The sequence below is a fragment of the Gammaproteobacteria bacterium genome (assembly GCA_029882975.1).
GTDB lineage: Bacteria > Pseudomonadota > Gammaproteobacteria > SZUA-152 > SZUA-152 > JAJDNG01.
On the sequence record JAOUJW010000016.1, the window covers coordinates 18,422 to 45,124 of the forward strand.

A 26,703-nucleotide genomic window follows, 5' to 3' on the forward strand; every position below is an offset into this window, starting at 1 on the left:
GCTCGTTACCCAGTCACCGGCGCAAAGTCTGCCGCCGGTCGGCGGGACAATAAGAGTAAGACCCACGATGGAAATACCTGAGTTTGAACCAAAAGCCGAAGATGAATCCGAACGCTCTATCACGCTGCTAAAGTGGTTTGCCAAGGTGGCGATGGGAGCGTTTGTGATGACCAGTGCGGTGAGCATGGGCATTTGGGGCGCTTCTTATTACTACAAACCCAAATTGACACAAGCTTTTCCAGCTCCCGGTCGCATGGTGGATGTAGGTGGCTATGAAATGCATATCCAATGTATGGGGCAGGGGGAGCCCACGGTGGTGCTGGAGGCGGATCATCACGACTTTTCAGTTCAGTGGGCAATGGTTCAGCCAGAGGTGGCCAGATATTCACGGGTATGTGTTTACGACCGTGCCGGAATGGGCTGGAGTTCCCCAAGCCCTAAACCCAGAACCAGTTCCCATATGGTGGATGAGTTGCATGCGTTACTGCAAAACGCCGGAGAGACGGCGCCGTATGTTATGGTGGGGCACTTCTTAGGTGGTTTGAATGCGCGCCTGTACGCACACCGTTTTCCCCAGGAAGTCAAAGGCATGGTATTGCTGGATGCCGCGCATGAGGACCAACATAATAATATTCCTGAATTGGAGGATGCCAGTCGTAAATCTGCGTTGTTGTTTAATGTCATGCAATGGGCGCAAAAATTGGGTGCCTTGGCGGTAACGCCGGAAGCCATTCCGGACAAGGGGTTGAACGGCGAAGCTTTGCAACGTTATCGAGCGATTTTGGCCACCAAGCACTATTTTGAGACTGCCAAAGACGAGGCAGATGCCTTGCCGGATAGTTTGAAGGAACTGCAACAGGCCCAAATGAGCGATCTGGGGCGTATGCCCTTGATTGTCGTGAGCCGAGGAATGAAAGCCGAAATGCCCGGTTTGTCTACTTCTCAGTCCGGTGAGTTTGAGTCTCGCTGGAATCAATTGCAGCAGGAGTTGGCGCAGTTGTCGACCAATTCGCGCCAAATTAGAGCGTTACGCAGCGGTCACTACATCCACCTGAGCGAACCACAGTTGGTGGTGCGCGCCGTACGCGAGGTATTGTTACAAGTGCGTAAGCAAGGGTAATGGATTAATTTTCAGCGCTTATCGTCGTCACAGCTCCCCCGTAAATTTCACTCAATTTTAGCCTTTTTGTACCGTTAATATTGGCAATGTTTTGTTTCGGAAGCCTTTGTGTAATCCGGGGAGTTATCCGATATTTGCCGAGAAGTTGAACCACAATTGAGATTACCTAATGATTTTAAATGAAATTTTATCAGAACCCGACGATGAATTACTGTTGATGAATCTGGTGGAATATCTCACTACACAATCGAATTTTGATATTCGCAAATTGCCTGAAGTGCCGCGAAACGTGGTGGCGGTGGTGACAGCCCAAGCCATTATTGACAACGGTGGATTTCGACAATTTTTCGAAAGCGAATTTGACGGTACACCGGACTACCATCTGTTTGTTGAGGCCTATGAGGCCATCGGTGCAGCCGAGTCGGCACGAGCTATTGAGCAGGCTTTGGAATTGTTTCCCGAAGGCAGGCCACCGGAAAACTGGGTTAAGAAAGAAAAATGCATTAAGGAAATATTTACCGGTAATGAGGGTGATTCCTTGGTGCAAAACATACAAGGTAAAATTCTGGGCAATGACCGCAACTATCAGCTGACGGCGCAATACGCCAGAGAGAACTTAAGCGGATTCTAAGCAAAACCCTATTGGACCAGCCTTTCGCAGTAAATGCTCCTCGCCGTTCAAGTTTTTGCTTATACTCGCCACCACTTCCATTATAATGGCCTGACGCCATAACCAACCAAAAAGGGAAACCATGTACGTCGTGACCAATCGTGTGCCGGTTGCCAAAGACTGGCAGGATCAATTTGAACAACGTTTTCTTCAACGAGCCGGACAAGTGGACAAGCAGCCTGGCTTTGTCCGCATGGAAGTACTGAAACCCGCCGATGAAGACAGTCCCTTTATGGTCATGACCCTTTGGGAGAGCGAACAGGCTTTTTTGAATTGGGTGGAAAGTGAGGATTTTAAACTGGCACATAAAAACCCCTTGCCCACCGAAGCGTATGTCGGTCAAGGTCGTATGGAGCGGCACACTGTTGTGGTGTCGGCAAGCAAATGATTCAGTGGGATAACATTAACACGGTACTGCTGGACATGGACGGTACTTTGCTGGATTTGCATTTTGACAATCATTTCTGGCAGGAACATGTTCCCTTACGTTACAGCGAGAAACACAGCATGGATGTGGACAGTGCCAAAGAGGAGATCTACCCTCGTTTTAAAGCGGCTGAAGGTACCATGGACTGGTATTGCCTGGACTACTGGTCTAAACAGTTGGATTTGAATGTGGCGCAACTCAAGTTGGAAGTGGATCATTTGATTGCCATTCACCCCCATGTGGTGGAATTTCTGGATGCAGTGAGAAACAGCGGTCGCAGTTTGATCCTGGTAACCAATGCCCATATTGACAGTTTGTCTTTAAAAATGGAAAAGACGAGTCTACAGGGACATTTCGATCAGCTGATTTGCGCTCATGATTACGGTATGCCGAAAGAAGACCCGCAATTCTGGAATGCCTTGAAACAGCAGGTGAATTACGATCCGAAAACCACTCTATTGGTGGACGATAGTTTGCCGGTGTTGAAGTCGGCTCGTCGCTACGGCATTCAGTATCTACTGGCCGTACTGCAGCCGGACTCCAAAAGTCCTGAGAAAGATGTGGAAGATTTTACTGCGATTCGCAGTTTTGCCGACATCATGCCTGCTTGAATAATGCCTGTTGGATTCAGGCAGGTTCAGGTTCTTTGTCGTAACGTTTATCCCAGGACTTAAAGCGCTTACGGCAGTAAGTTTCCAGTGCATCGTATCCATCGAAAAACAGTTCAAAGCCATCCTCGGCCGGGGCATCATACTCACAGTAGTCATTGTCATGTTCACGGCAAACAATTGGGCGAGTCAGGTATACGCCACATCCACCGTCAGACTGTAAGTGGCGACAGGGGGTATTCACCAATAAAAACCAGCCATCATCATCTTTATAGATCTGCACATTGAGATGGGCCGTTTGCCACAATAAATGATCAAAGTCGCGCATGGAGCGGGGGGTATCGATTTGCTGGGTGATGTAGTTACAGCACTTGGACTCGCTGCAAAAGCTACATTTATTTTCCGGGGTAATTTTTTCCGGTGTTATTGCAATTTTCACCGGTATGTTTTTGTTTTTAGGCATGCTGAGACCATGATTGTTGGGGACGGTGGCATTTTACCGAACTTTGGGTTGAGACGCAGTTATTTTTACCCGATTGGCGTATAATTCCGGTAACATTGAATCTGGACGGTATGTCCCCATATTGCGGAAAACGACTCGCTGTTTTGAGATTTTAGGAATTATAGGTTTTAGAGGAATAGGTAATGCCGATTTACGAATACGAATGTAGCGCCTGTGGTTCCCGCCACGAGGCTATACAGAAAATGAGTGACGATCCCTTGACTGATTGTCCCCATTGCAAACAGCCAGAGTTGAAAAAACTCATCTCCGCGGCGGGGTTTCGTCTCAAAGGTGGTGGCTGGTACGAAACAGACTTTAAGAGCGGCCAGAAGAAAAATCTGGTGCAAGGTGATAAAAAGTCCAGTTCCGGTGGTGCCACAGAAAAAAAGAGCAGCGGCAATTAGGCAATAGTATCGACAATTAACCATATTTATTATATGGTAATATGCCAGGGCTGGTGGTTCACTCAGATTTTAGAACCTTTCACAAAATTAATTTTACATTAGAGCCTTTCGAAAAGCGGAGTTTACAATTTGTTTGTGGTTCCACAACCCTGCATTTGAATGGAAAAGATTGATTTTGGGAAGTTCTAGTTGCAAGCACCGGCCGCAATCCGTACCATTTCCGCCTTTACTTTTCACTTAGATATAAAGGGTCATAACCATGCGTAGCCACTACTGTGGTCATATTAATGAGTCACACATCGATGAAGAAGTCACCTTATACGGTTGGGCACACCGACGCCGGGACCATGGTGGGGTGATATTTGTCGACTTACGCGACCGTGAAGGCATCGTCCAAGTGGTTTATGACCCGGATACCCAAGAAACCTTCACCACCGCAGAGCGGGTACGTAACGAATTTGTTTTGCGGGTTCAGGGGAAGGTAAGGGCTCGACCTGAGGGTACGGAAAATCCGGATATGCCCACGGGCAAAATCGAAATTTTGGGCAAGCAATTGGACATTGTCAGTGTGGCGGAAACACCTCCGTTTATGCTGGATATCGAAGATGATGAGGTGTCTGAGGAATTACGCCTGCGCTATCGTTATATTGATCTGCGTCGTCCCCATATGTATCAACGCATCAAAATGCGCTCTCATATCAGCCGCATTATTCGCGATTTTCTCGATCAGGAAGGTTTTTTGGATATCGAGACACCCATGCTGACCAAAGCGACTCCGGAAGGAGCAAGGGACTATCTGGTGCCCAGCCGTACCCACCGAGGTGATTTTTTTGCCCTGCCGCAGTCACCACAGCTGTTCAAACAGTTGCTCATGATGTCCGGTATGGACCGGTATTATCAAATCGTACGCTGCTTTCGTGACGAAGACCTGCGTGCCGATCGACAACCGGAATTCACCCAGTTGGATATGGAAACCTCTTTTATGGATGAAGAGGAACTCATGGGCTTGGTGGAAGATATGGTAAGGGACGTATTCTGCAAAGCCTTGGAAATACCTCTGCACAACCCATTTCCCCGTATGAGCTATGCCGAAGCCATAAGTCGTTTCGGTTCCGATAAACCGGATCTGCGCATTACTCTGGAATTGGTGGATGTGGGGGATTTGATGCAGGGTGTGGAATTCAAAGTGTTCGCCGGACCGGCACAAGATCCCAACGGCCGTGTGGCCGCCTTGCGCGTACCGGACGGGGGCAAGCTGACCCGCAAGGAAATCGACGATTACACCAAGTATGTGGGTATTTACGGTGCTAAAGGCTTGGCTTATATTAAAGTTAACGAACTGGCCAAAGGGCGCGACGGTTTACAATCGCCTATTCTTAAGTTCCTTCCGGATGAGGCCATTGAGCAAATCATGCAGCGCACGGGCGCAACCGATGGTGATTTGGTATTTTTCGGAGCCGATAAGACCAAAGTGGTGAACGAATCCCTGGGCGCACTGCGCGTTAAACTGGGGGAAGACATGGGCCTGGTGGAGCGAGGTTGGAAACCGCTGTGGGTAGTGGATTTTCCCATGTTCGAATGGGACGAAAAAGACCAACGTTGGACAGCTTTACACCACCCCTTTACTGCACCCAAAGCGGAACACCTGGAACGGTTGGAATCCGATCCCGGCGCTTGTTTGTCACGTGCCTATGATTTAGTGTTAAACGGTTCTGAAATCGGCGGTGGCTCACAACGTATTTTTAATCATGATGTTCAAGCCAAAGTATTTAAGTTATTGGGAATCAGTGATGAAGAAGCGCAGGAGAAATTCGGCTTTTTGTTAGATGCCCTCAAATACGGTTGTCCTCCCCACGGCGGTATTGCATTCGGTATGGATCGTTTGGTCATGCTCATGACGGGTGCCTCATCTATACGCGAAGTGATGGCATTTCCCAAGACTCAGACCGCCAGTTGCTTGCTCACATCGGCACCGGCACCGGTGTCAGAAAAACAATTGCGTGAGTTGAGCATTCGTCTGCGCAAGCCGGCCACAGAGTAATTTTTCCTACCGGGTGGCGGCTATGTGCGATTCAAAACCCGGCGATACAAGTAGAACCGCAAAATCCACGGTCGTGCTGGTGCACGGCTTGTGGGTTAATGGTTGGGACATGTTACTGCTGCAATGGCGCTTACATCGCGCCGGTTATATTACCCATCGATTTTCCTATCCCACGGTTCGTAAAAACCTCAGTGAAAACGCCGCCACGCTGAATCAGTTTCTCCAATCTCTCAATACAGATCCCATCCACTTGGTGGCTCACAGCCTGGGTGGTTTGGTTTTACGTCAGACTTTGCACGATTATCCGCAGCTTCCCATCGGTAGGGTGGTGACCCTGGCCTCACCGCATCGCACCAGTCTTTCCGCCTATGGGGTCAGTCGCGTGCCCTGGTTGGGTAAATTACTTCTGGGTAAAAGCATTGATCAAGGCGTGTTTGCCAAGGACGGTACTCCCTGGGGCCCTTGCCATGAATGGGGCAGCGTAGCCGGTACCCGTTCGGTGGGGCTGGGGCGCTTGTTCGCCAAATTGCCTTTACCCAATGACGGAACAGTCACCGTGGAAGAAACCCAAATGGAAGGCTTGCAGGATCATATTGTCTTGCCGGTGAATCACATGGGCATGTCGTTCAACAAGGAAGTGGCAAAGCAGGTGATGTGTTTTCTGGAAACGGGGCATTTCGAGCACTAGCGCCGGTCTGGATTGTGCGCTTCTGCGACACGCCACTGTAACAATTCGAATCCACTAAATCCATTGGGAGTGGTTTATGATCATCAACGAACATCCTTCTCCTCACGGATTATTCGCCATAACCGGAGGGTTGGATTTTGAGGGGGTGACTCAACCAGAAGGGGGTCGTGTTCCCCAACCTCGGAACGCTGTGAATACATCCCTGCAGGCTCGATGGCGGCATCCATGCGGCCAACGTCCGCTTATGGGAAACACCCATACCCCCTTTGCTCGAACGACCCACGATGTTTCACTGCTTCCTCAACAAACACAAATAAAACCCATGCATCACCCCATCCGGTAAAACCCGTACCGACTCTCGCACCTGTGGGTTAAACGACTTGCCCTGCCAAGCAGGCAAACCCGCTTGAACATTTTCAAGGGGAAACCCCTGTGGTAATTCTATGGGCTGTACGGTGACCGCGTCGCCGAACTTTTTCAAGGCGTGATGCACGATGGCTTCGTTTTCTTCGGGGGCGAAGGAGCAGGTGGAGTACAGCAGGGTGCCGCCGGGTTTGAGGCATTGGATGGCGGAGTAGATCAGGGCTTTTTGTTTGCGAGTGGCTTCTTTGATTTTTTTAATATGCCAGTGAGAAAAAGAAGCCGGGTTATGGACATTAAAACGGGATTCTGAGGAGCAGGGGGCGTCCAGCAATGCTCGATGGAACCGTTCCGGGGTTTTGCGCCAGGTTTGGGTGCCGTCTGTCAGGTAGGTTTGTATGCACTGTGCGCCCTGGTGTTGGATATTGGTTTTGAGTTTGTAATACCGGGTTTTGACTTTTTCTACGGCACCAATTCGACCTTGGTCTTTCATCAAACAAGCCATATGCAGGGTTTTACCGCCAGGTGCGGCGCACAGGTCCAGCACTTCTTCTCCCGGTTGTGGGTTTAAGATTAACGGCGCCAGCTGGCTGGATAGGCTTTGGCTGTAAATCAGGCCTTCTTGGTACAACTCGCTGCGTAATACCGCTTCCCGGAATTCAGTTGCTACCAGCAGGGCGTCTGTTTGCCAGGCCAGGGTTTGTGAGGGAACATTAGCGGCGTTTAATGCCGCCAAAACCGTGTCGCGTTGGGCTCGCAGGGTATTGATGCGCAGTTGCAGCGGGCGAGTGTAGGAGAAACTTTGCAGTATGGGTTCGAAACGATTTTCGGGAACAATATGCTGCAACCGGGCTACAAAGGCTTCCGGAAGTGGGTGCCGAGTTGCGTCGACTGACGGGATAGAGCTATTTGGCGACAAAGCGGGTCCAGCGTTTCAGGCTTTTTAAACGCTTCTTATCGGCGTGAGTTTTGGCGATGCGCTTGCCTTCGGCTACAATGGCTTGGTACATCGCTTTGAGTTTTTTGCGGCCTTTGGTGTTTAAGTCGCAACTGGTATTAGCGACCAGTTTTTGCAAATACTTCAAACGTTCTTTGCGGCTGTGGCTGCGGGTGGGTTTTTCGATCTTTCTCATGCTGAGATAAGTCTGGTTGGATTTACCGGCAGTCAATACTTGTTGTTCGAAAACGTAACCGGGTTTGTAGGCCAGTATCTCAACGGATTGGTGATCTATGTGATTCAATGTTTCCGGTTTATTCCAGGCCTTTATAGTATACATACCGGTTTTGCTGGAGAGATCCGTTTCAATGTGGTAACAGCTGTGTTGCTCATTATTAACGGCAGGGGTTTGGGACTTGTTCTGGATGCCTTTCCACAGGGCTACAACGTATGCGCCTGGAATAGGGGAATGGTTTTGGTTGATGACCGAGCCGGTCTCAGCAGACCACTGCGTTGATAGAGTTTTGCAAGCGCTTAAGGGCAGTAATGCAGCGAGCGCTATCGCCAAATGTGCGAGTGATGATCTCATTGCCTGTTAATGCTAGCGATGTTATCAAGTGATTTCAACCGTTTCTCTTTAGAATAGGGGGTTTTGCGGTAAAATTCGGCCTAAAAAATATCGATACCATCGATTTAGCCGCAACATGAAACCGTGGAGGCAAAATGCTAAACTTGGTTTCCGTAACTTTGCTCCATAACCAGTTTCCATAATTCAGTTTCCATGTTCCAGTTGCAAAGAGGTAGGCATGGCCGGACACAGTAAATGGCACAATATTCAGCATCGCAAGGGCGCCCAGGACGCCAAACGCGGCAAATTATTTACTAAACTCATACGGGAAATTACCGTTGCAGCACGTACCGGTGGTGGCGATGCGAGTTCCAATCCGCGCTTGCGTGCGGCCATTGATAAAGCTTTGTCCGCTAATATGACCCGTGATACGGTGGATCGGGCAATAAAACGCGGTTCGGGCCAATTGGACGCGGATAGTTATGAAGAAATCCTATATGAGGGTTATGGGGTCAATGGGGTGGCTGTGTTGGTGGAGTGTTTGACGGATAATCGCAACCGCACGGTGGCGGAAGTGCGCCATGCATTCAATAAATACGGCGGTAATTTAGGAACCAGCGGTTCCGTAGCTTATTTGTTCTCCAAAGTGGGTTTGTTAAGTTATGCTTGTGGTGATGAAGATGCCATCATGGAGGCCGCATTGGAAGTCGGGGCGGAAGATGTGGTGGTCAATGATGACGGTTCTATTGACGTGCTGACAAGTGCCGAGGATTTTATGGTTGTGAAAGACGCGATGGTGGCGGCAAATTGGCCTCCACAACAGGCGGATATTATCATGCAGGCGTCCATCCAAGTGGATCTGGGTTTGGAGGATGCTCAAAAATTCGTCAAAATGGTGGATTTATTGGAAGATCTGGATGATGTACAAAAAGTGCACACAAATGCGGATGTTTCAGACGCAGTCATGGCGCAATTGTGACGTCCTCTCCGGTTCGGATTTTGGGTATCGATCCCGGCTCTCGGGTCACCGGCTACGGCATTGTGGATAGTCAGAACAATCGTGTGAGTTATGTGGCCAGTGGCTGCATTCGGGTTCAGGGGGATGATTTGGCCCAGCGTTTATGCACTATTTTCCATGAGGTCCAAAATTTAGTGGTGGATTATCATCCGCACGAATTGGCAGTAGAGCGGGTGTTCATGCACCGCAACGCCGACAGTGCGTTGAAACTGGGGCAGGCCCGAGGGGCGGCTATTTGCGCTGCGGCCAGTCGCGATATCCCGGTTCTGGAATACACCGCAACCCAGATCAAGCAATCTGTGGTGGGGCGAGGCAATGCCGCGAAGCAACAAGTACAGCATATGGTGCGGGTTTTACTCAATTTATCTGCCGAGCCCCAGGCCGATGCAGCGGATGCTTTGGCTGCAGCCTTGTGCCATGCCAACACCCGCAAAACCTTGAGTCATATGGAAGGAATCGCAGGCATGAGTCGGGGGCGGTTTCGGCACTTATGATAGGTCGATTACGAGGAAAGTTGCTGGTTAAGCAGGCGCCGGACTTGATTCTGGACGTGGGCGGTGTGGGATACGAGATTTCAGCGCCCATGACGACTTTTTACCGATTGCCGGAAGTGGGAGCCGAAGTCACATTGCACACACATTTATTGGTGCGCGAAGATGCGCAGCTGTTGTACGGTTTTATTTCCGAGACTGACAAATTATTGTTTCGTACTTTGATTAAGGTATCCGGTGTGGGTGCCAAGCTTGCCTTGGCTTTGTTGTCCGGTTTGTCGGCGGAGGAGATTGCGGCGACCGTGCAACGCAATGACGTTGCCCGTCTAACCGCAGTTCCCGGTATTGGTAAGAAAACCGCAGAACGCTTGCTGATTGAGCTGCGCGACCGCCTGGACGACTGGAGTACGGTCAAGGAGTTACCGCAGTCGGGTCAGGAAGCGGCGATTTCTCCTTCACATGCCTTGAAAGATGCCATTAGTGCATTAATTGCGTTAGGATACAAACCGCCGGAGGCCAGCCGTCTGGTGAGTGGCGTGGATACCCAAGGGCAGAGTAGTGAGGACATTATTCGTTTGGCCTTAAAATCCGTGACTGTTTAAACCCTGATATTTTAAGGGTATGTCGGATAAGGATGTGTAAATCCATAATAAAGAGTGGGTTATGATAGAACCGGATCGCTTAATAAGTGCGCAATCGCTGGGCAGTGAGCAGGAAACCCAACAGGACCGAGCTATCCGGCCCAAGGTGTTGGCGGATTACATTGGCCAGCCCGCAGTGCGCGAGCAAATGTCTATTTTTATTTCCGCCGCCCGCCTGCGTCAGGAACCATTGGATCACACCCTCATATTTGGACCGCCCGGCCTGGGAAAAACCACATTGGCTCATATTGTTGCCTCGGAAATGGGGGTAAACTGTCGTCAAACTTCCGGGCCGGTGTTGGAAAAGCCAGGTGATCTGGCAGCTTTACTCACGAATTTAGAACCCAATGACGTTCTGTTTGTGGATGAAATCCACCGTCTCAGCCCCGTGGTGGAAGAAGTGTTGTATCCGGCCATGGAAGATTATCAGTTGGATATTATGATCGGCGAAGGTCCGGCTGCCCGTTCGGTAAAATTGGATTTGCCGCCTTTTACTCTGGTGGGAGCGACAACCCGAGCCGGTTTGTTGACCTCGCCGTTACGGGATCGCTTTGGTATTGTGCAAAGATTGGAGTTTTACTCCATGGAAGATCTGAGCCATATCGTGAAGCGTTCTGCCCGTATTTTACAAGTGGAAATGGATGAACGGGGAGCCCATGAGATTGCGCGTCGCTCCCGTGGCACGCCACGTATCTCCAACCGCTTGCTGCGACGCGTGCGTGATTATGCGGAAATCAAGGCCGATGGCCGTATCAGCGCTACGGTTGCCTGTGCGGCCTTGGATATGCTGGATGTGGACGGCAACGGTTTTGATATGCTGGATCGCAAACTGTTATTGGCGATCATAGAAAAGTTTCAGGGTGGTCCGGTAGGAGTGGACAATATTGCTGCGGCTATTGGGGAGGAGCGGGGCACCATTGAGGATGTGTTGGAGCCCTATTTGATCCAGCAGGGGTTTTTAATGCGCACCCCCAGGGGCCGCGTGGCTACTTTACATGCCTATGCCCATTTTGGTCTACCGGCTCCGGCGCCTATACAAACCGGTGAGAATCCCAGTACCGATGATTTGTTTGCCAACTGATTCGGGGTTTGCGGGTTTGTGAAGGAATTTATCTGGCCGGTGCGGGTCTATTATGAAGACACGGACAGTGGCGGTGTGGTTTATCATTCCAATTATTTAAAGTTCCTGGAACGGGCACGTACCGAATGGCTACGTTCTCTTGGCATAGAACAGGATCACTTGCGTGAGCAGGGTTGCTTGTTTGTAGTGCGTAAGCTAAACATTGAGTTTCTAAAAGCGGCTGGTTTTAATCAGCTGTTGGAAGTGACGGTGATATTGAAGAAGCTGGGTGGAGCAAGCCTGGCGTTTGAGCAAACTATAAGATCTGCGGATTCACAGAGTTTGATTTGTACGGCTGAAGTCAATGTTGTTTGTGTGACGGAAACAGCCGGGCAGTTTCGAGCCTGTGCCATTCCTGCAGAACTAAGCAGGGAGATGTCTGTGTGAATGCCGATTTGTCGTTAATCAGTCTGGTTACCAATGCCAGTGTTTTGGTGCAAGGTGTGATGGCTTTGTTGATGCTGGTGTCCATCATGTCCTGGACTATGATATTTCAAAAAGCCCGGGTGTTGAAAAAGGCCAGTAAGGCTGCAGATGTGTTCGAAGAGAAATTTTGGTCAGGTGGTGATTTGAATACCTTATATTCACAGGTCACATCGGGGCGTTTCCCCCAATCCGGTATGGCCAATATCTATGAAGCCGGGTTCAAAGAGTTTGCGCGATTACGCAAACAGGAATCCGCCGATCCCATGGCCGTACTGGAAGGTGCTCAACGCGCTATGCGGGTTTCATTGTCGCGGGAACTGGACAAACTGGAAACCCATTTGCCGTTTCTTGCCACCGTGGGTTCCACCAGTCCCTATGTGGGCTTGTTTGGCACCGTATGGGGCATTATGAATTCGTTCCGGGCTTTGGGTAATGTAAAGCAGGCCACTCTGGCCATGGTGGCGCCCGGTATCGCCGAGGCCTTGATTGCCACTGCCATGGGTTTGTTTGCCGCTATACCGGCGGTTGTTAGTTACAACCGTTATTCGGCGGATTTGGATCGCATCGTCGGACGTTATCAAACCTTTATGGAAGAGTTTGCCAGCATACTACAACGACAGGCCCACAAATAATGGCAGAGATCTTTGACAAAACCACCGGCCGACGCCGGCCCATGTCTGACATCAATGTGGTGCCCTATATTGATGTGATGTTGGTACTGTTGGTGATTTTTATGATCACTGCACCTTTGTTAACCACCGGGGTGCAAGTGGATTTACCCCAGGCCACAGCAGAACCGGTGGATACGGACACCAAAGAACCATTGATTGTTACCGTCAATAAAGAAGGTGATTATTATTTGAACGTTGGTGAAAATCCGGACAAACCGGTGAATCACGAAACCATGGTGACATTGGCTGCTGCGGTGTTGCAACACCAACCGGGTACGCCGGTTATGATTCGTGGCGACGGTCGTGTAGAATACTCCAAAGTTGTGGTCGCCATGACTTTATTGCAAAAGGCAGGAGCGCCCAGCGTGGGTTTGATAACAGACGCGCCAAAACAAACAAAAAAGAGAAGTAAACGACGCAAATCGAGTTAATCCCCGTGATTGGTACAATTTTCAAAAATCCTTTAGCGCTTTTTTATGCCGTTGTGGTCCATGCGGCCCTACTGGCTGTTTTAGTCGTTAGTTTTGATTGGACCGACGAAGACGATAAACCTAAGCTTAACGTGGTCGAAGCCACTGTGGTGGATGAGTCCAAAGTTCGCAAGCAAATTGAGACCCTGAAAAAGAAAGAACAGGAAAAGATTCGGGCCGAGCAGGAACGGCAACAAAAACTGGAGCAGGATGCAGCTAAAGCTAAACAGGCGCGTGAGCAGGAAGAAAAACGCTTGGCTGCCGCCAAGAAGAAACGTGAAATAGAAGCACGTGAACACGAGAAGACAAAACAACAGCGATTGGCTGAAGAAAAGCAAGAGAAAAAGCGCATTGCTGACCTAAAGCAGAAGCGCGAGGTGGAAGCCAAAAAACAGAAAGAGCTGGAGCAAAAACGCAAAGCGGAAGAGCAGCGTTTGGCCAAAGCTCAAAAGGAAAAAGAGCGGGCCGAAGCGGCTGCCAAAGCCGCCGAAGAAAAGCGTAAGCGCGAAGACATGCTGTCGCAAATGCAGGCCGAAGAAGAGGAACGCAAGAAACGCCGGATGCAGGAAGAGCAAAAAGAGCGGGAACGGCAAATGGCCCAGGAACAACAAGCATTAGATGTCGTCAAGGAACAACAGGCCATGAAAACGGTGGACAAGTATACCGCCATGATTCGCCAGAAAATCGAACAAAATTGGAGAAAACCCTCTAATGTAAGACCGGGAATGAGTAGTACCGTTTCCATACAGCTGATTCCCAGTGGCGATGTGATCAATGTACAAACGGTCGAGTCCAGCGGAGATTCACTGTTTGATCGTTCTGTCGAAACTGCGGTGCGTAAATCCGAGCCTTTTCCCTTGCCTGCGGAGCCCGGTTTATTTGAGCGGTTTCGTAAAATTAATCTCAAATTTTCTGAAGTGGAATCTTGATGAAAAAAAGACTGCGGATATGGGTGTTTTGTTTGGCGTGGTGTGCTGGAGCCGCTCAAGCTGCTCCCTTGGTGATAGAAATAACTCAGGGTATCGAAGACGCCGCACCGATTGCCGTCATTCCTTTTGCAGAAGAGGGTGGACGTGTACCACCGGAAGATATTGCCAAAATTATCCAGGATGATTTAGTGCGCACCGGTCAGTTTAAAGCCATTACGGTACCGGCGGAGTTTGGTCGTCCCAGTTCGCCTGATCAAATCCAGTACACCAACTGGCGGGTATTGGGTGTGGAAAGTCTGGTTATCGGTAAAGTTCGCTTTGTTGGCGCAAATCGCTACCGTGTCAGTTACTGGTTGATGGATGTATTTAAGGAAAAGATCATTGCCCATACCGAGGAGCAAGGTAATCAAATTAACTTGCGCAAAACTGCACATCAAATTGCCGATATTATCTATGAAAAATTAACCGGTACACCCGGCGCCTTTTCCACCCAAATTGCTTATGTGACGGCGGAAGGGGTGGGTACAGAAAGAGAACATACCTTATGGATATCGGATGCGGACGGTGCCAATCAGTGGCGGTTACTGCGTTCTACCGAACCGTTGATGTCTCCCTCCTGGTCACCAGACGGTACAAAAATTGCTTACGCTTCATTAGAGAGGGACGGTAAACAAAAAATCATCATACAGGAATGGCGTACCGGTACGCGGGAAGTGATCGATAGAGGTCGCCCCGGACTGTATGGTGCGCCTTCCTGGTCACCCAATGGAAAGAAACTGGCTTTTGTTATCGCAAACCGTGGAAACGCGGACATTTATGTCATAGACTTAAAAACTAAGAAATTACGTCGAATTACCAAACACTTGGCGATAGACACAGAGCCGGTATGGACACCGGATGGCAACACGATTGTATTTACGTCGGACCGGGGTGGTCGACCACAATTGTATAAAGTGTCATCAAATGGCAAAAATGTGAAACGGTTGACGTTTGAAGGGCAAGAAAACGCTAGAGCCAGCATGTCGCCTGATGGTAAATTATTGGCTATGGTCCATAAAACCGGCGGTCGCTATAAAATCGCCACGCTGGAGTGGAGCACTGGCCATATACAAGTATTAACCGATGGTTTTTTGGACGAATCACCCAGTTTTGCGCCCAATGGCAGCATGATTATCTATGCAACCACTGGAAGGCAGGGTGAACTCGCAACTGTGTCGACGGATGGGCGGATACGGCAACGGTTGCGTTATGTGGAAGATGTGCGGGAACCGGCTTGGTCTCCGTATGAAAAATAAGTCTGCAGCTGTAAAAAAACTGAACGCTACTACCGGTTTCACATGACGCAGGTTATGGGAAACAGTCGCTGTTCCAGTTGAAAAGTTTTTGTGTTGTAATTTTTTTAGTGGTTATTGTTAATGCAAAGTGAAAATATAAGGAGTTTGGAGAATGAAGATCTTAACCAAGATGTCTCTTGCCATCCTGCCGGTTTTATTATTGGCAGGTTGTTTCGGTTCTACCGGTGACGTAAAAGAAGCGGCGCCGCCGGAAGATACCGTAGCGGTTGAAGACCAAGCACCGGCACAGGATACTGCGCCTCCGGCTGGTGAGGAAATGGTCGCAGAGCAAGCACCCGTGGATCCCCTGGATGATCCCAACAACGTGCTGGCTACCCGAACCGTCTATTTCGATTTTGATAGCAGCACCGTACGAGATGATGCTCTGCCGGTCATTCGTGCCCATGCTGAACATTTGGTGAGCAATCCCAGTCTGATGTTCACTTTAGAAGGGCATGCGGATGAGCGTGGAACACGCGAATACAACTTGGCTCTGGGTGAGCGCCGTGCCGATTCCGTACGTCGTTTATTGCTGGCCAATGGTGTGGCCGCCAATCAGATCAATGTGATCAGTTATGGTGAAGAAAGACCCGCTAAACTGGGGCATGACGACAGCGCTTGGGATGCTAATCGACGTGCAGAACTGGTTTACCAGCGTTAAGCGATTTGCAACGGGTTAAGACTTCTTGCCGTATCCGGCGGTTCGTCGGATACGGCTGTACTTTTTATGATCGATATTACCGAGACCATGTCAACTACATATCAGGTTAAGCCGTAATGAGCACAGGGCGACATAATAAAAACAAGACTCATATTGCACCAGACGCAGCAATTAAGGGGCTAGTGGTGATCTTAATGTTGGCTATCGTTTCCAGTGTAACTGCCCGGGAGAACGTTACCCCGGAAGCCGGTATGGATACCCAGCGACGCTTGGATCTGGTAGAAAGGCGACTGCAGCCGGTCATTGAAGTCATGACCAAAGTGGATAAGCTCCAGCAGGAAATGCAAAAGCTGGTTGGGCAAATGGAAGAAATTGCCCATAAAATGGAAAGTATTAAAAAACGACAGCGAGATTTGTACGTCGACATAGACCGACGTATTGGTGAGGTTGAAAAAAAAGCCGAAGAATTGGCACAGCGTAAAGCAGAAGTACCCGCAAGCAATGCTGCCGGCAGTCCCGCTGCCGCCTCGGTTTCTGTGGCTTTGGAACAGGAAGCCTACGAAAGAGCGTTTGAACTATTGAAACAAGGCAATTATGAGTTGGCGATTGCGTCTTTTAAACTGTTTTTGGAAACTTATCCCACCGCAGAATACGCCGATAATGCCCAGTATTGGTTGGGCGAGGCTAACTATGTGCAGCGACACTATCAGGTGGCGCTGGAAGAGTTCAACAAGGTTCTGGACAATTATCCCAGAAGTAATAAACGTGCCGACGCTATGTTGAAAATGGGCTACACCTATGTGGAATTAGGAAAGAACAAGCGTGCGAAAGTGATTTTGGGCAATGTAGTTAAGCATTTCCCCGATACCACAGCGGCACGTTTGGCCGGTAAACGCTTGCAAACGCTGAACTAGTGTTTGCAAACACTGAACTAAAGTTAAAGTTTCAGTAGGGTCCCGTCAAACTGTGGACTGACTGAGCCGCTTTGATTCAAGCGGTACGCATTCAAAATGACCAAAACCAGCCTACGCATTTCTGAAATCTTTTACTCCTTACAGGGTGAGGGATTAAGTACCGGTGTCCCCACGGTTTTTGTACGCCTAACCGGATGTCCTTTACGCTGCCAGTATTGCGATACCAGCTATGCGTTCCAGGGTGGACAAAGCCTGTCTGTGGAACAGGTATTGGCCCGGATCGGACCCTATCATTGTCAAACCGTGTGTGTCACCGGTGGTGAACCCCTGGCCCAAAAAAACTGCTTGGTGTTGTTACGCGATTTATGTGATAACGGTTATGCGGTTTCCCTGGAAACCAGTGGCGCCATGGATCTGGCGGGCGTGGATTCCCGCGTGGTAAAAGTGATGGATCTAAAAACACCCGCATCCGGTGAAGCGGAGCGCAATCGCTGGGAAAATTTACAACAACTGAGCCGGGACGATCAAATTAAACTGGTGATTTGCGATCGTGGTGACTATGACTGGGCCGTGCAGATATTACAGCAACACCAACTACAACAAAAATGTACAGTGCTGTTTTCACCGGCCTATGGTCAGCAAGATCCTGCCCAATTAGCACAGTGGATACTGGATGATGCCCTGCCGGTTCGATTTCAATTACAGTTGCACAAGAGTTTATGGGGAGAAGCCCAAGGGCGATGAATGAAAAACCGCACACCAATGCCATCGTTTTAGTCTCCGGCGGTTTGGATTCGGCTACGGCGCTGGCCATGGCCAAGAGCGAAGGTTATACATGTTATGCGCTCAGCTTTGATTATGGCCAGCGCCACCGCTGCGAACTGGAGGCTGCCAAGCGCGTGACCACACAGCAGGGGGTGGTACTACATCGGGTATTTTCATTGGAGTTAGGTGCTATGGGCGGTTCGGCACTGACGGACACATCCCTGGACGTACCTACAGTGGCTTCCAGCGACATTCCCATTACTTATGTTCCTGCCCGCAATACGGTGTTTTTATCCATCGCCTTGGCTTGGGCCGAAGTGCTACCGGCGCAACATATTTTTATCGGTGTTAATGCGGTGGACTATTCCGGCTATCCCGATTGTCGTCCGGAATTCATTGCTTCCTTTGAACAGACGGCGAATCTGGGCACCAAAAAAGGAGTGCAGGGTGAACCGTTTAAGATTCATACACCTTTGATCTCTTTGACTAAGGCACAGATTATTACCAAGGGAATCGCCTTAGGACTAGATTATTCTTTAACCACATCCTGTTATAATCCTGATGCTCAGGGTCGTGCCTGCGGTAAGTGTGATTCCTGTCGTATTCGCAAAGACGGGTTTGCGGCGGCAGCGGTAGACGATCCCACGGTTTATCAATGATTGTGCTGTTTACCGATTTCGGAGTGTCCGGTCCGTATATGGGGCAAATGAAAGCGGTGTTGTTACAACAGGCACCCACCGTACCCATCGTCGATTTGTTTGCGGATGCTCCGGCTTTTGATCCGCGCTGTTCTGCCTATTTATTGGCGGCCTATGTGGAGGAATTCCCTGTAGGTACGGTGTTTCTGTGCGTGGTGGATCCCGGTGTCGGCAGTGCGCGTCATCCCATGATGGCCAATATTGACGGTCGCTGGTTTGTAGGACCGGATAACGGCTTGTTCCAAGTGGTGGCGCAACGGGCCAAACAAGCAGCGTCGATGCGTTTATGGCATATTCTTTGGCGTCCGCAACAGCTCTCCAACTCTTTTCACGGTCGGGATTTATTTGCTCCGGTGGCCGCACAATTGGCGGCAAATATGTTACCTTCGGCACAGGAACTGGCACCCACGGATTGGATTGATTCCAGTTGGACGCCGGAATTGCCGCGAATTATATACATAGACCATTACGGTAACGCCATGGCGGGGGTTCGGGCAGATTCCGTGTCTGCCGATACCACAGTCCATATGGGCGCGCAGCAATTACAAAGAGCGAGCACTTTTGCCGATGTGCCGACGGGTACGGGGTTTTGGTATAAAAACGCCAATGGGTTATTGGAAATTTCCATCAACCAAGGCAGTGCCGCACAGGAGTATAACTTAGCCATTGGGGACGAGGTGAGTTTTGGACAACCATGAAGTCATGCCGGGGGCGGCAGTAACCGAGTCAGTATCAACAGCGACTATCAATAAGCCTTTTGCCATTTTTTTGGGAATTACCTGTGTGCTCTGCGGGGCACTGATTATGGTGGTGGAAGTGTTGGGCTCACGCGTGATTGGTCCGTTTTTCGGCGTGAGTTTATTTGTCTGGACTTCTTTAATAACCGTGACCTTGCTGGCATTGGCCATAGGCTATGCCGTGGGCGGTTATTTTTCCGATCGCTATTTCTCACCCAAATACTTGTATGCGGTCATATTGATCGCCAGTGTGTTCGTGTTGTGGGTTCCCCTGGTAAAAGGGGTGGTACTAAAAGCTTGCCTGCCTTTGGGTTTGCGTTGGGGTGCCTTTGCCAGCACATTGATCTTATTCGGGCCTTCTTTATTTTTGTTGGGTTGTGTCTCGCCGTATTTGGCTAAAATCGCCACGCGACAAATGCAAAATTTAGGGACGACAGTGGGCGGCTTATATGCCTTATCCACGATTGGCAGTACCGCGGGCACCGTACTGACCGGTTTTGTGTTAATCGCCTATTTAGGTGTCAGTAATATTTTTACCTTGGTGGGTGTCTTACTCATTGTGTTGTCGGTGAGTTATTTCGTTTTGTTTGAAAAGCGCTACTGGACTGTGGTGTTTTTATTAATGCCATTAATCAATCTCACTGGAGCGGAGCCAAAGGAAAAAACACTGGCTGACGGCACCAAGGTGAGTACGGTTTTTCATGCCGAGACCTACTACGGTGAAATCAAAGTGTTGGATTATAGCTATGAACCGCATCATATCCGTGAATTGCTGATTGACGGCATGATTCAAGGAGGGATGGATATGAATAACCATCTCTCCATCTTTGACTACTCTTATTATCTGCAGTACCTCACGTATATGAATAACCCCAAGGCCGGCAGTTGTTTGGTATTCGGTGTGGGTATGGGAGCCATCGTCAATTGGTACAATCAGCAGGGTATAAACTGCGATATTGTGGATATCGATCCGGAAGTCATCAAAGTGGCGCAACAGTATTTTGGATTGCAAACCCAAGGTGAGGTTGCCGCAGACGATGCCCGCTATTTTTTGGAAAAAAACCAAAAACAATACGATATTGTGGTTTTGGATGTGTTCACCGGGGATATAACCCCGTCCCATTTGTTGAGCCTGGAAGCCTTGCAACAAGTTAAGCGCGGCCTGGCGTCGGATGGGGTCTTAGGTGTCAATATTATTGGTAGTCTGAAGCAACAAAATTATATGACCGCTTCAGTGATACATACCTTGAAGCAGGTGTTCCGGCAAGTGGAGTTGTATCCCGCCTTTGATGTGCAATCCGGCGACGGTGTTGGCAACTTGATTCTATTGGCTTATGAGGGAGAGCCACGTACCTTGACTCAACCCCGTGCGGACCAAATTCAAATCCATCCACGCATCAGTGCACGCATACGTCACAATCTCGGTAAGCGTTATGATTTTCCGGCTGGGACACGTGCGATGGTCATCAGTGACGAATACAATCCCATCGACTTCTATGACAGTTGGTTGCGGGAGTTAAATCGCAGCCGCGTGATCCGAGTGACGGATTGGGATGTGTTGTTGGGGTGAGAATTGATATTTTTTCGTATCAACAAAAAACAAATCCAAGCGACGATTTCTTGATGTTCTGTAACTTGTAGGGCGGAATAGTTTACGTATTCCGCCGAGCAGTCTCAAATCACAGTTTTGTAGATACAAGGGTGGGCAAGCCTTTTTTGCCCACGCGGACGAAAGGTGATGATACAGTAACACTTTGTGCTAATCGCCATTTATGGAATGCCGCTTAACTCTGCTTGGTGGAATACGCAAAAAAAGCTATTCCACCCTACCCAATCCGGAGGTTGTGGTATTGAAACTAGCGGAGTTGTGGTAACGGGTGTTGGTGTTGCATCAATGAATACAAACCGCTGGGATCGTTGTCGTTAGTTTTGTAGGGTGCACGCCTTTTTGTGCCCACGCGGGCGAAAGGTGATGATACAGTAACACTTTGTGCTAATCGCCACTTTTGGAATGCCGCTTAACTCTGCTTGGTGGAATACGCAAAAAACGCTATTCCACCCTACCCAATCCGGGTGCTGTGGAGTTGAAAGTTGAAGCTGGCAAGTTGTGGTAACTGGTGTTGGTGTCGAATCAACTGCCAACGCAGGGAATATCGGGAATATTTCCAAGTTTTTCAACGAAGCAAATCAGAGGTTCCTTAGATACAAAAAGAAACGGGGCCCGCAGGCCCCGTCTTGTTGCTTCGAACAAACAGTATTTAGAACGAGTGAACGATACCGAATGACAGGGCACTGGAATCGTCACCAGCCGTGGGCGGAACTGCGCTGTCGCCATGACCGCCGCCGGAGGCGCTGTAAGCCACGTTGGCATCATTGCTGGTGCTGGCATAAGCTGCATACACAGTGGTCATTTTGCTGAGTTTGTGGTCAAAGCCCAAAGCAATCATTGTGGCGTTGCTGTCGACTGCGTCAGTATCCAATGTGTAAAATTGGGCTTTGAACGCGTTTTTGCCCATTTTGAATGCTCCGCCTACACCTAGAGTGGTAGAGTCATTGCCGGCTGTACCGCCCATGTCGGTCAAGGTTTGATACAGGGCGTTAATTTTGAAGGCATCCATTTTGTAACTACCGGCGATTCGGGTGCCGCTTTCAGAATCTGCACCACCACCTAGGCCTGCATCATGGGTTTCAATGGCTACGCCGGCGGTAATCGGACCGTTGCTGTAAACACCGCTGATACTGGTTGCACCACCGTCAGTCACTCCGTCTTCCTGGCCTAAGGCAACGGACAGAGTAAAGCCACTGAAGTTGGGTGACATATACACGAGTGCGTCGTCCAAACGAGGATCAAATCCAACGTTAGAGCTTCCGTCGCCGCTGATCAGGTTACGGGAATCACCAACCTGGTCACCGAACAGATCCGCTTTACGACCCAGAGATTTAAAAGGAGAATCGTGCTGACCGAGGAGAACTTTACCGAAATTACCGCCGATACCGACGAAAGTGTTACGACCGGCAATAGTACCGCCACCGGCATCTGCAGTCACTGAGCTTTCAATCTGCCACATAAGTTTCAGACCCTCACCCAGATCTTCGTCACCTTTTAGACCCAAACGGCTGGAGTTGCTGGAAACGAACATGAAAGAATCGGTGCCGTTATCCAGGCTATCCAGGGATAAGTGCGCTTTTCCGTAAATAGTGACTTCAGCTTGGGAGATTGATGCGCCACACGCCAGGGCGGAACCAACCAAAATGGTTAATAGCTTTTTGTTCATTTAAAACTCTCCTTATTATGGCTTTTGAAAGCCTCTGGCGAGTGAGCGCCAAGGGCATAGAATGTTGTCCTTGAGTTATGTTTAAGCACCAGGCTAACACATAAAACACTTGCTCAAAACACAACCTGACTGCAGGATACATAATTAAAATCAGTGAAATCCAGCGTATCCTACTGCTTGTTTTTAGTAGCGTCAAATTAAAATTTTGTGACAGCGGAAAACTGGAGTATGAACAAATATTGTCCTAGACTTAGAGGTTCCAGAGCAAAAAAAAACAGTACGAATTTGGTTGCTTTGATGATGCGTATTGTCACATGGGAATCTCCATATTTTCACTAAAACAGCCTATAGTTTGTTAAGAACCTTTCGCTTAATAAATCGTGTGTGTTGAATCTTTTGTTTAATTGTTTGCTAAAAGGAGTCCGCTGATTTATGGCTGACAACGGTTTGGCGCCTCGGCGTCCTGTAGTACTGCTGATCTTGGATGGATTTGGTGTTAATCCTTCGCGTCTCAACAATGCAGTGGCTGAAGCAAAAACCCCCAAGCTCGATAGCTATTTTTCCCGATATCCTGTGACTTTGTTGCAAGCCTCCGGTCCGGCTGTGGGGCTGCCTGACGGCCAAATGGGAAATTCCGAGGTGGGGCATTTGACCATTGGTTGTGGCGATATAATTCGTCAGGATCTGGTGGCTATTGATGATGCTATCAATGATGGTTCGTTTTATGAAAACCCGGTGTTGTGCCAGGCTGTGGATAAAGTATGCACAAGTGGAGGTGTGGTACATTTGTTGGGGTTGGTCTCCAACGGTGGTGTGCACAGCCATACCAAACACTTGCTGGCCCTGATTGATTTATGTCGCCGTCACGGTGGTAAACCCGTATTGCATATGATTACTGATGGACGCGATACCGGTCCTACAATGGCATTGAAGTTTCTGGCGGAAGTGGAACCTGCGTTACAGGCGGCTGGTGGATTTATCGCCACTGTGTCCGGGCGATATTTCACCATGGACAGAGATAACCGTTGGGAGCGCATTGAACTGGCCTGGAAAGCCATAGCCAAAGCGCAGGGGGATCGTTTAGACAGTGCACAACAGGTGATTGAAACCGCCTACGAACACGGTGAAACCGATGAATTTATTTCGCCGGTGGTGCTGCCGGGAGCTGCTCCGATTACCGATAAAGATAGCGTCATATTTTTTAATTTTCGCAAAGATCGAGCGCGACAAATGACCGCTGCCTTGTATAAACCGGATTTTGATAACTTCGATCGTGGCGATTATGAGCCCGTGGAAGTAGTGTGTATGACCCAATACGATGAATGGTATCGTTTACCCCATGCGTTTCAACAGGACCGTCCCAGAACTACCTTGGCCGAGGTGGTCAGTCGAGCCGGTTTAGCTCAGTTTCATTGTGCCGAAACAGAGAAATATGCCCATGTCACTTATTTTCTTAACGGTCGTCATGGCGATCCTTATACAGGCGAGGTGCGTACAATTATCCCGTCACCGCAAATTGCCACATATGATTTGGAACCACAAATGAGTGCGGCGCAAGTGGCCGATGCAGTTATTGATGCGATTTATGCGGGAAATTATTCTTTTATTGCGGTTAATTTCGCCAACGGCGATATGGTGGGACACACGGGTGTACGCGATGCCATTATCAGTGCCGTGGAAACTTTGGATCGGGAAGTGGGGCGGGTATTACAAGTTGCAGAGCAACGAGGTTATTCGGTCGTGTTGACGGCAGACCATGGCAATTGCGAAGAGATGGTGGATTTTCATACCGGTTCGCCACAAACGCAGCATACGGTATTTCCTGTCCCGTGCATGGTCATGGATGAAGTGCATTGGAGTTTGTCTATTGGTGCCGGCTTAAGCAGTGTGGCGCCAACGGTGCTGCATTTGATGGGGTTGAGCAAACCGGATGGGATGAGTGGGCGATCCTTGTTGATCAAACCTTTGAATAACTTGCCGTAGATTATTCACACAGCAAAGTTTGCAGCATGTGCCTTTGTGTATTGTCCATGCCCAAATGGGTCAAGTAGTTTGAGGTAGAACCGTGCAGCGAATTTATGGTGTCCAGGGCCTCCTGAAGGAACATAGCGTGGGTTTCCAGTAGGGGCCAAATTTTGTGCGTTTGCAGCCGAAACAGTGACATGAGTTTCAGTTTGAAACGCAGAGTTTTGATGTAGGAGCGCATGGTTTCCTGCGACAAGAGATAGTCAGAATATACGGTAGCAGCGGGCACACCCAGCGCCAGATGAATCAGGGCCACCAAAATTCCAGTGCGGTCCTTGCCGCCGGTACAGTGTATCAATACAGGATAGTTATCCTCTTGCAGTAGTATACTGAACAATTTGCGAATTTCATCATCGCAGTCTGTAACATAACGACGATATTCCTGTTTGAAGAAATCTTCAAAGTCGAATTGATTTAATTTTCCAGAGAGCAAATCCCGGTAAAGTTGGTCGTGATCCAGGGCAGGATTGTGCATGGCCAGGTTTATCACCGGCGGTGCTGGAGGAGGCAGTCGACTGGGCGAGTGGGCAATTTCCTGTGGGTTGCGTAAATCGAGAATCAAACGCAAGCCCAGTTGATCCACCAGGTTGATATCAGCGCGTTTGAGTTTGGCCAAATGTGCCGAGCGGTAAATCATACCGGGGCGAAACGTCTTTTTGTTTTGCGTTGAATAACCGCCGATATCACGAAAGTTTACGGTTCCGCGCAGGGGGATGTGGCGTTGGAATACGTGCCGTTGAATCATGGCTTGTCCTTATTAAAACCGTTAGGCTCGAACGTGATGTGTATATTATAGAATTACCCTGACACTTTTTTCATTTGTTTGATCTGCGCATGAAACTTACCGTTCCAAGGCAGGGTGTAGCTGTCCCAAACGTCGGCTTTGTCGTGTTGCTCTTTCATTTGCGCCATGGTGAGCACTTTACCGTTACTGCGCAGATTAATTAATCCGTAGTGTGTGGAACCGTTGTTCTCCGCTCGCGCTAATTCCGTGGAAAACATAAGCGGGTGGTTGCCGCGGCAGTGTTTACCGATGGCGCCCATGGCGTCAGCCATAGGGTGGTCGAAGGATTTATTGTCGCCCGAAGAGATTACGTTGGCCATGGGGCGAACCCGCTTTAGAAAATCCACCAAATAGTCCGAAGAACCGTGATGGCAGGCTTTGGCGACGTCAACCCGAAACGGGTTGGCGTCGCCATAGTGTTGCAGCAAGTGCCACTGTGCCGGTATGTTTAAATCACCGCCCAATAGAAAACTGTGTTTGCCATAGCTGAACTTTAAAACCAGGGAATGACCGTTGATGGTATGTGATTCACTCATTTCGGCTGTGTCGAGGCCAAAGTCTTCGGCGTTAGGAAAGCCCATATACTCCGGTTTTTCGTCGGCCGGACTTAACGGTATCGGGCCGAGAACATCAACTCGTAACCCCTGAGACGGGTCTTGCCCGTAACCGGGTAGGGTTTTGTGGTGGACATTGAGGCATTTGGCTCCTTTGAGTCGTCCCTGTTGCTTGGCATCCAATGCGGCTTGCCAAAAGTTCCCAAAAGAGCTCATTAAATTACCGCTTTGCACCAGTTTTTTAACATCACTAAGAGTGTCATAGGTCTCGGTGAGGACGGTTCGGGTGCGTCCGTTGATTTGTCGCTGTTGCGTGGAGCCAATTTTGGTATTACGATTATTGTCGGTGTTTTTGTAGCGGATAATGCCGTTATGATAGATGTGACCGATGTGAAAATGTTTATCCTTCAACACCGGTGTGAGTCCGTTGAAGTGATCCCAGTCGGGATGGCTCATCACCATCGCTTGAATATTGATAGATCCGTGTTCCTGAATGAGCCGTTTGTAGCGGTGTTTCATAAAATGGTGGTATTTATCTGAAGGACCGCCATCCAGGAGGATAATCCCTAGAGGGGATTCAATGATTGCTCCGTCGCCTTGTCCCACATCCAAAAAGAATATTTTGAAAACCGACGTAGAACGAACATGTTTTTTGTTAACCCATCCGGATTGCCCACGTCCGCGGGCATCCACGTGATAGGCCTTGTCTGTTTCGGCGAGCACGTCCAGGCGTGTGCCCAGTAAAACGTGGTTAACCGCTTTGCGCAGTTTTGCGTCGCTGTACAGTCGGGTTTCCGGTTCGTTACCATAAACGATTTGTGCCATTGTCTGAATTCCCTATGCAATGTTTTAAGGCCATCTCGGG

29 protein-coding genes are annotated in these 26,703 nt (G+C 49.3%); 23 read left to right on the top strand and 6 right to left on the bottom strand.

The genetic code is table 11. The annotated features are described in order from the left end of the window. Window positions 1-67: 67 nt before the first annotated feature. The 4 genes from OEY58_12800 to yrfG all read left to right on the top strand — a co-directional run bounded on the left by OEY58_12800 (window position 68) and on the right by yrfG (window position 2,828). Window positions 68-1,120, top strand: coding sequence for an alpha/beta hydrolase (locus OEY58_12800; GenBank protein MDH5326332.1), 1,053 nt, complete (start codon window positions 68-70; stop codon window positions 1,118-1,120). 169 nt (window positions 1,121-1,289) lie between these two features. Continuing rightward, window positions 1,290-1,751 carry a DMP19 family protein gene (locus OEY58_12805; protein MDH5326333.1) on the top strand — a complete coding sequence of 154 codons (462 nt, stop codon included), beginning with the start codon at window positions 1,290-1,292 and terminating at the stop codon, window positions 1,749-1,751. A 121-nt stretch (window positions 1,752-1,872) separates the two neighbouring features. Next, window positions 1,873-2,178 carry an antibiotic biosynthesis monooxygenase gene (locus OEY58_12810; GenBank protein ID MDH5326334.1) on the top strand — a complete coding sequence of 102 codons (306 nt, stop codon included), beginning with the start codon at window positions 1,873-1,875 and terminating at the stop codon, window positions 2,176-2,178. Further along, the gene (gene yrfG, locus OEY58_12815; protein MDH5326335.1) at window positions 2,175-2,828 is read left to right on the top strand and encodes a GMP/IMP nucleotidase; all 654 of its coding nucleotides are present in this window, start codon (window positions 2,175-2,177) and stop codon (window positions 2,826-2,828) included. The genes OEY58_12810 and yrfG overlap by 4 nt, the downstream gene beginning before the upstream one ends. Before the next feature lie 16 nt (window positions 2,829-2,844). Here the strand turns inward: yrfG and OEY58_12820 are convergent, their stop codons facing one another. Beyond that, on the bottom strand, window positions 2,845-3,288 hold the full coding sequence (locus OEY58_12820) for a YkgJ family cysteine cluster protein (protein ID MDH5326336.1): 444 nt from the start codon (window positions 3,286-3,288) through the stop codon (window positions 2,845-2,847). A gap of 182 nt (window positions 3,289-3,470) precedes the next feature. Between OEY58_12820 and OEY58_12825 the strand changes: the two genes are divergently transcribed. From OEY58_12825 to OEY58_12835, 3 genes are all read left to right on the top strand, one after another. Continuing rightward, complete coding sequence (locus OEY58_12825) at window positions 3,471-3,731, top strand: zinc ribbon domain-containing protein (protein ID MDH5326337.1); 261 nt, start codon at window positions 3,471-3,473, stop codon at window positions 3,729-3,731. A gap of 259 nt (window positions 3,732-3,990) precedes the next feature. Next, a complete protein-coding gene (gene aspS, locus OEY58_12830; protein ID MDH5326338.1) occupies window positions 3,991-5,772 on the top strand; it encodes an aspartate--tRNA ligase in 1,782 nt (593 codons plus the stop codon). Between the two features lie 22 nt (window positions 5,773-5,794). Next, on the top strand, window positions 5,795-6,460 hold the full coding sequence (locus OEY58_12835; GenBank protein MDH5326339.1) for a putative lipase: 666 nt from the start codon (window positions 5,795-5,797) through the stop codon (window positions 6,458-6,460). A gap of 289 nt (window positions 6,461-6,749) precedes the next feature. Here OEY58_12835 and OEY58_12840 read toward each other — a convergent pair whose 3' ends face one another. Together OEY58_12840 and OEY58_12845 are read right to left on the bottom strand one after the other, a co-directional pair. Continuing rightward, window positions 6,750-7,739 carry an RsmB/NOP family class I SAM-dependent RNA methyltransferase gene (locus tag OEY58_12840; protein MDH5326340.1) on the bottom strand — a complete coding sequence of 330 codons (990 nt, stop codon included), beginning with the start codon at window positions 7,737-7,739 and terminating at the stop codon, window positions 6,750-6,752. Continuing rightward, complete coding sequence (locus OEY58_12845; GenBank protein MDH5326341.1) at window positions 7,726-8,346, bottom strand: hypothetical protein; 621 nt, start codon at window positions 8,344-8,346, stop codon at window positions 7,726-7,728. Before OEY58_12845 ends, OEY58_12840 begins: the two co-directional genes overlap by 14 nt. A 217-nt stretch (window positions 8,347-8,563) precedes the next feature. Between OEY58_12845 and OEY58_12850 the strand changes: the two genes are divergently transcribed. The 15 genes from OEY58_12850 (at window position 8,564) to OEY58_12920 (ending at window position 20,770) form a co-directional block, all read left to right on the top strand. Then, a complete protein-coding gene (locus OEY58_12850; protein MDH5326342.1) occupies window positions 8,564-9,304 on the top strand; it encodes a YebC/PmpR family DNA-binding transcriptional regulator in 741 nt (246 codons plus the stop codon). Continuing rightward, the gene (ruvC, locus tag OEY58_12855) at window positions 9,301-9,837 is read left to right on the top strand and encodes a crossover junction endodeoxyribonuclease RuvC (protein MDH5326343.1); all 537 of its coding nucleotides are present in this window, start codon (window positions 9,301-9,303) and stop codon (window positions 9,835-9,837) included. The genes OEY58_12850 and ruvC overlap by 4 nt, the downstream gene beginning before the upstream one ends. Next, on the top strand, window positions 9,834-10,436 hold the full coding sequence (gene ruvA / locus OEY58_12860) for a Holliday junction branch migration protein RuvA (GenBank protein MDH5326344.1): 603 nt from the start codon (window positions 9,834-9,836) through the stop codon (window positions 10,434-10,436). The genes ruvC and ruvA overlap by 4 nt, the downstream gene beginning before the upstream one ends. A 61-nt stretch (window positions 10,437-10,497) precedes the next feature. Next, the gene (gene ruvB / locus OEY58_12865) at window positions 10,498-11,556 is read left to right on the top strand and encodes a Holliday junction branch migration DNA helicase RuvB (protein MDH5326345.1); all 1,059 of its coding nucleotides are present in this window, start codon (window positions 10,498-10,500) and stop codon (window positions 11,554-11,556) included. 18 nt (window positions 11,557-11,574) lie between these two features. Then, window positions 11,575-11,982 carry a tol-pal system-associated acyl-CoA thioesterase gene (gene ybgC, locus OEY58_12870; GenBank protein MDH5326346.1) on the top strand — a complete coding sequence of 136 codons (408 nt, stop codon included), beginning with the start codon at window positions 11,575-11,577 and terminating at the stop codon, window positions 11,980-11,982. Continuing rightward, the gene (gene tolQ, locus OEY58_12875) at window positions 11,979-12,653 is read left to right on the top strand and encodes a protein TolQ (GenBank protein MDH5326347.1); all 675 of its coding nucleotides are present in this window, start codon (window positions 11,979-11,981) and stop codon (window positions 12,651-12,653) included. Before ybgC ends, tolQ begins: the two co-directional genes overlap by 4 nt. Further along, complete coding sequence (tolR, locus tag OEY58_12880) at window positions 12,653-13,123, top strand: protein TolR (protein ID MDH5326348.1); 471 nt, start codon at window positions 12,653-12,655, stop codon at window positions 13,121-13,123. Before tolQ ends, tolR begins: the two co-directional genes overlap by 1 nt. 5 nt (window positions 13,124-13,128) lie before the next feature. Beyond that, the gene (gene tolA, locus OEY58_12885; protein MDH5326349.1) at window positions 13,129-14,091 is read left to right on the top strand and encodes a cell envelope integrity protein TolA; all 963 of its coding nucleotides are present in this window, start codon (window positions 13,129-13,131) and stop codon (window positions 14,089-14,091) included. After that, window positions 14,091-15,386, top strand: a complete 1,296-nt coding sequence (gene tolB / locus OEY58_12890; GenBank protein MDH5326350.1) for a Tol-Pal system beta propeller repeat protein TolB — start codon at window positions 14,091-14,093, stop codon at window positions 15,384-15,386. Before tolA ends, tolB begins: the two co-directional genes overlap by 1 nt. A 151-nt stretch (window positions 15,387-15,537) precedes the next feature. After that, entirely contained in the window at window positions 15,538-16,086 is a 549-nt protein-coding gene (gene pal / locus OEY58_12895; protein MDH5326351.1) for a peptidoglycan-associated lipoprotein Pal, read from the top strand. A 116-nt stretch (window positions 16,087-16,202) separates the two neighbouring features. Continuing rightward, window positions 16,203-17,000 carry a tol-pal system protein YbgF gene (gene ybgF / locus OEY58_12900; GenBank protein ID MDH5326352.1) on the top strand — a complete coding sequence of 266 codons (798 nt, stop codon included), beginning with the start codon at window positions 16,203-16,205 and terminating at the stop codon, window positions 16,998-17,000. A 96-nt stretch (window positions 17,001-17,096) separates the two neighbouring features. Beyond that, window positions 17,097-17,744 carry a 7-carboxy-7-deazaguanine synthase QueE gene (queE, locus tag OEY58_12905; protein MDH5326353.1) on the top strand — a complete coding sequence of 216 codons (648 nt, stop codon included), beginning with the start codon at window positions 17,097-17,099 and terminating at the stop codon, window positions 17,742-17,744. Continuing rightward, complete coding sequence (gene queC, locus OEY58_12910; protein MDH5326354.1) at window positions 17,741-18,424, top strand: 7-cyano-7-deazaguanine synthase QueC; 684 nt, start codon at window positions 17,741-17,743, stop codon at window positions 18,422-18,424. The genes queE and queC overlap by 4 nt, the downstream gene beginning before the upstream one ends. Further along, complete coding sequence (locus OEY58_12915; GenBank protein MDH5326355.1) at window positions 18,421-19,161, top strand: SAM-dependent chlorinase/fluorinase; 741 nt, start codon at window positions 18,421-18,423, stop codon at window positions 19,159-19,161. Before queC ends, OEY58_12915 begins: the two co-directional genes overlap by 4 nt. Next, the gene (locus OEY58_12920) at window positions 19,148-20,770 is read left to right on the top strand and encodes a fused MFS/spermidine synthase (GenBank protein ID MDH5326356.1); all 1,623 of its coding nucleotides are present in this window, start codon (window positions 19,148-19,150) and stop codon (window positions 20,768-20,770) included. The genes OEY58_12915 and OEY58_12920 overlap by 14 nt, the downstream gene beginning before the upstream one ends. Before the next feature lie 688 nt (window positions 20,771-21,458). Here the strand turns inward: OEY58_12920 and OEY58_12925 are convergent. Beyond that, a complete protein-coding gene (locus OEY58_12925; GenBank protein ID MDH5326357.1) occupies window positions 21,459-22,475 on the bottom strand; it encodes a porin in 1,017 nt (338 codons plus the stop codon). A 432-nt stretch (window positions 22,476-22,907) separates the two neighbouring features. Here OEY58_12925 and gpmI point away from each other — a divergent pair, with 432 nt between their 5' ends. Then, window positions 22,908-24,458 carry a 2,3-bisphosphoglycerate-independent phosphoglycerate mutase gene (gene gpmI / locus OEY58_12930; GenBank protein ID MDH5326358.1) on the top strand — a complete coding sequence of 517 codons (1,551 nt, stop codon included), beginning with the start codon at window positions 22,908-22,910 and terminating at the stop codon, window positions 24,456-24,458. A gap of 1 nt (window position 24,459) precedes the next feature. Here gpmI and OEY58_12935 read toward each other — a convergent pair whose 3' ends face one another. Continuing rightward, window positions 24,460-25,245 carry a tyrosine-protein phosphatase gene (locus OEY58_12935; protein MDH5326359.1) on the bottom strand — a complete coding sequence of 262 codons (786 nt, stop codon included), beginning with the start codon at window positions 25,243-25,245 and terminating at the stop codon, window positions 24,460-24,462. 53 nt (window positions 25,246-25,298) lie between these two features. Next, a complete protein-coding gene (locus OEY58_12940; protein MDH5326360.1) occupies window positions 25,299-26,663 on the bottom strand; it encodes a hypothetical protein in 1,365 nt (454 codons plus the stop codon). Window positions 26,664-26,703: the final 40 nt, after the last annotated feature.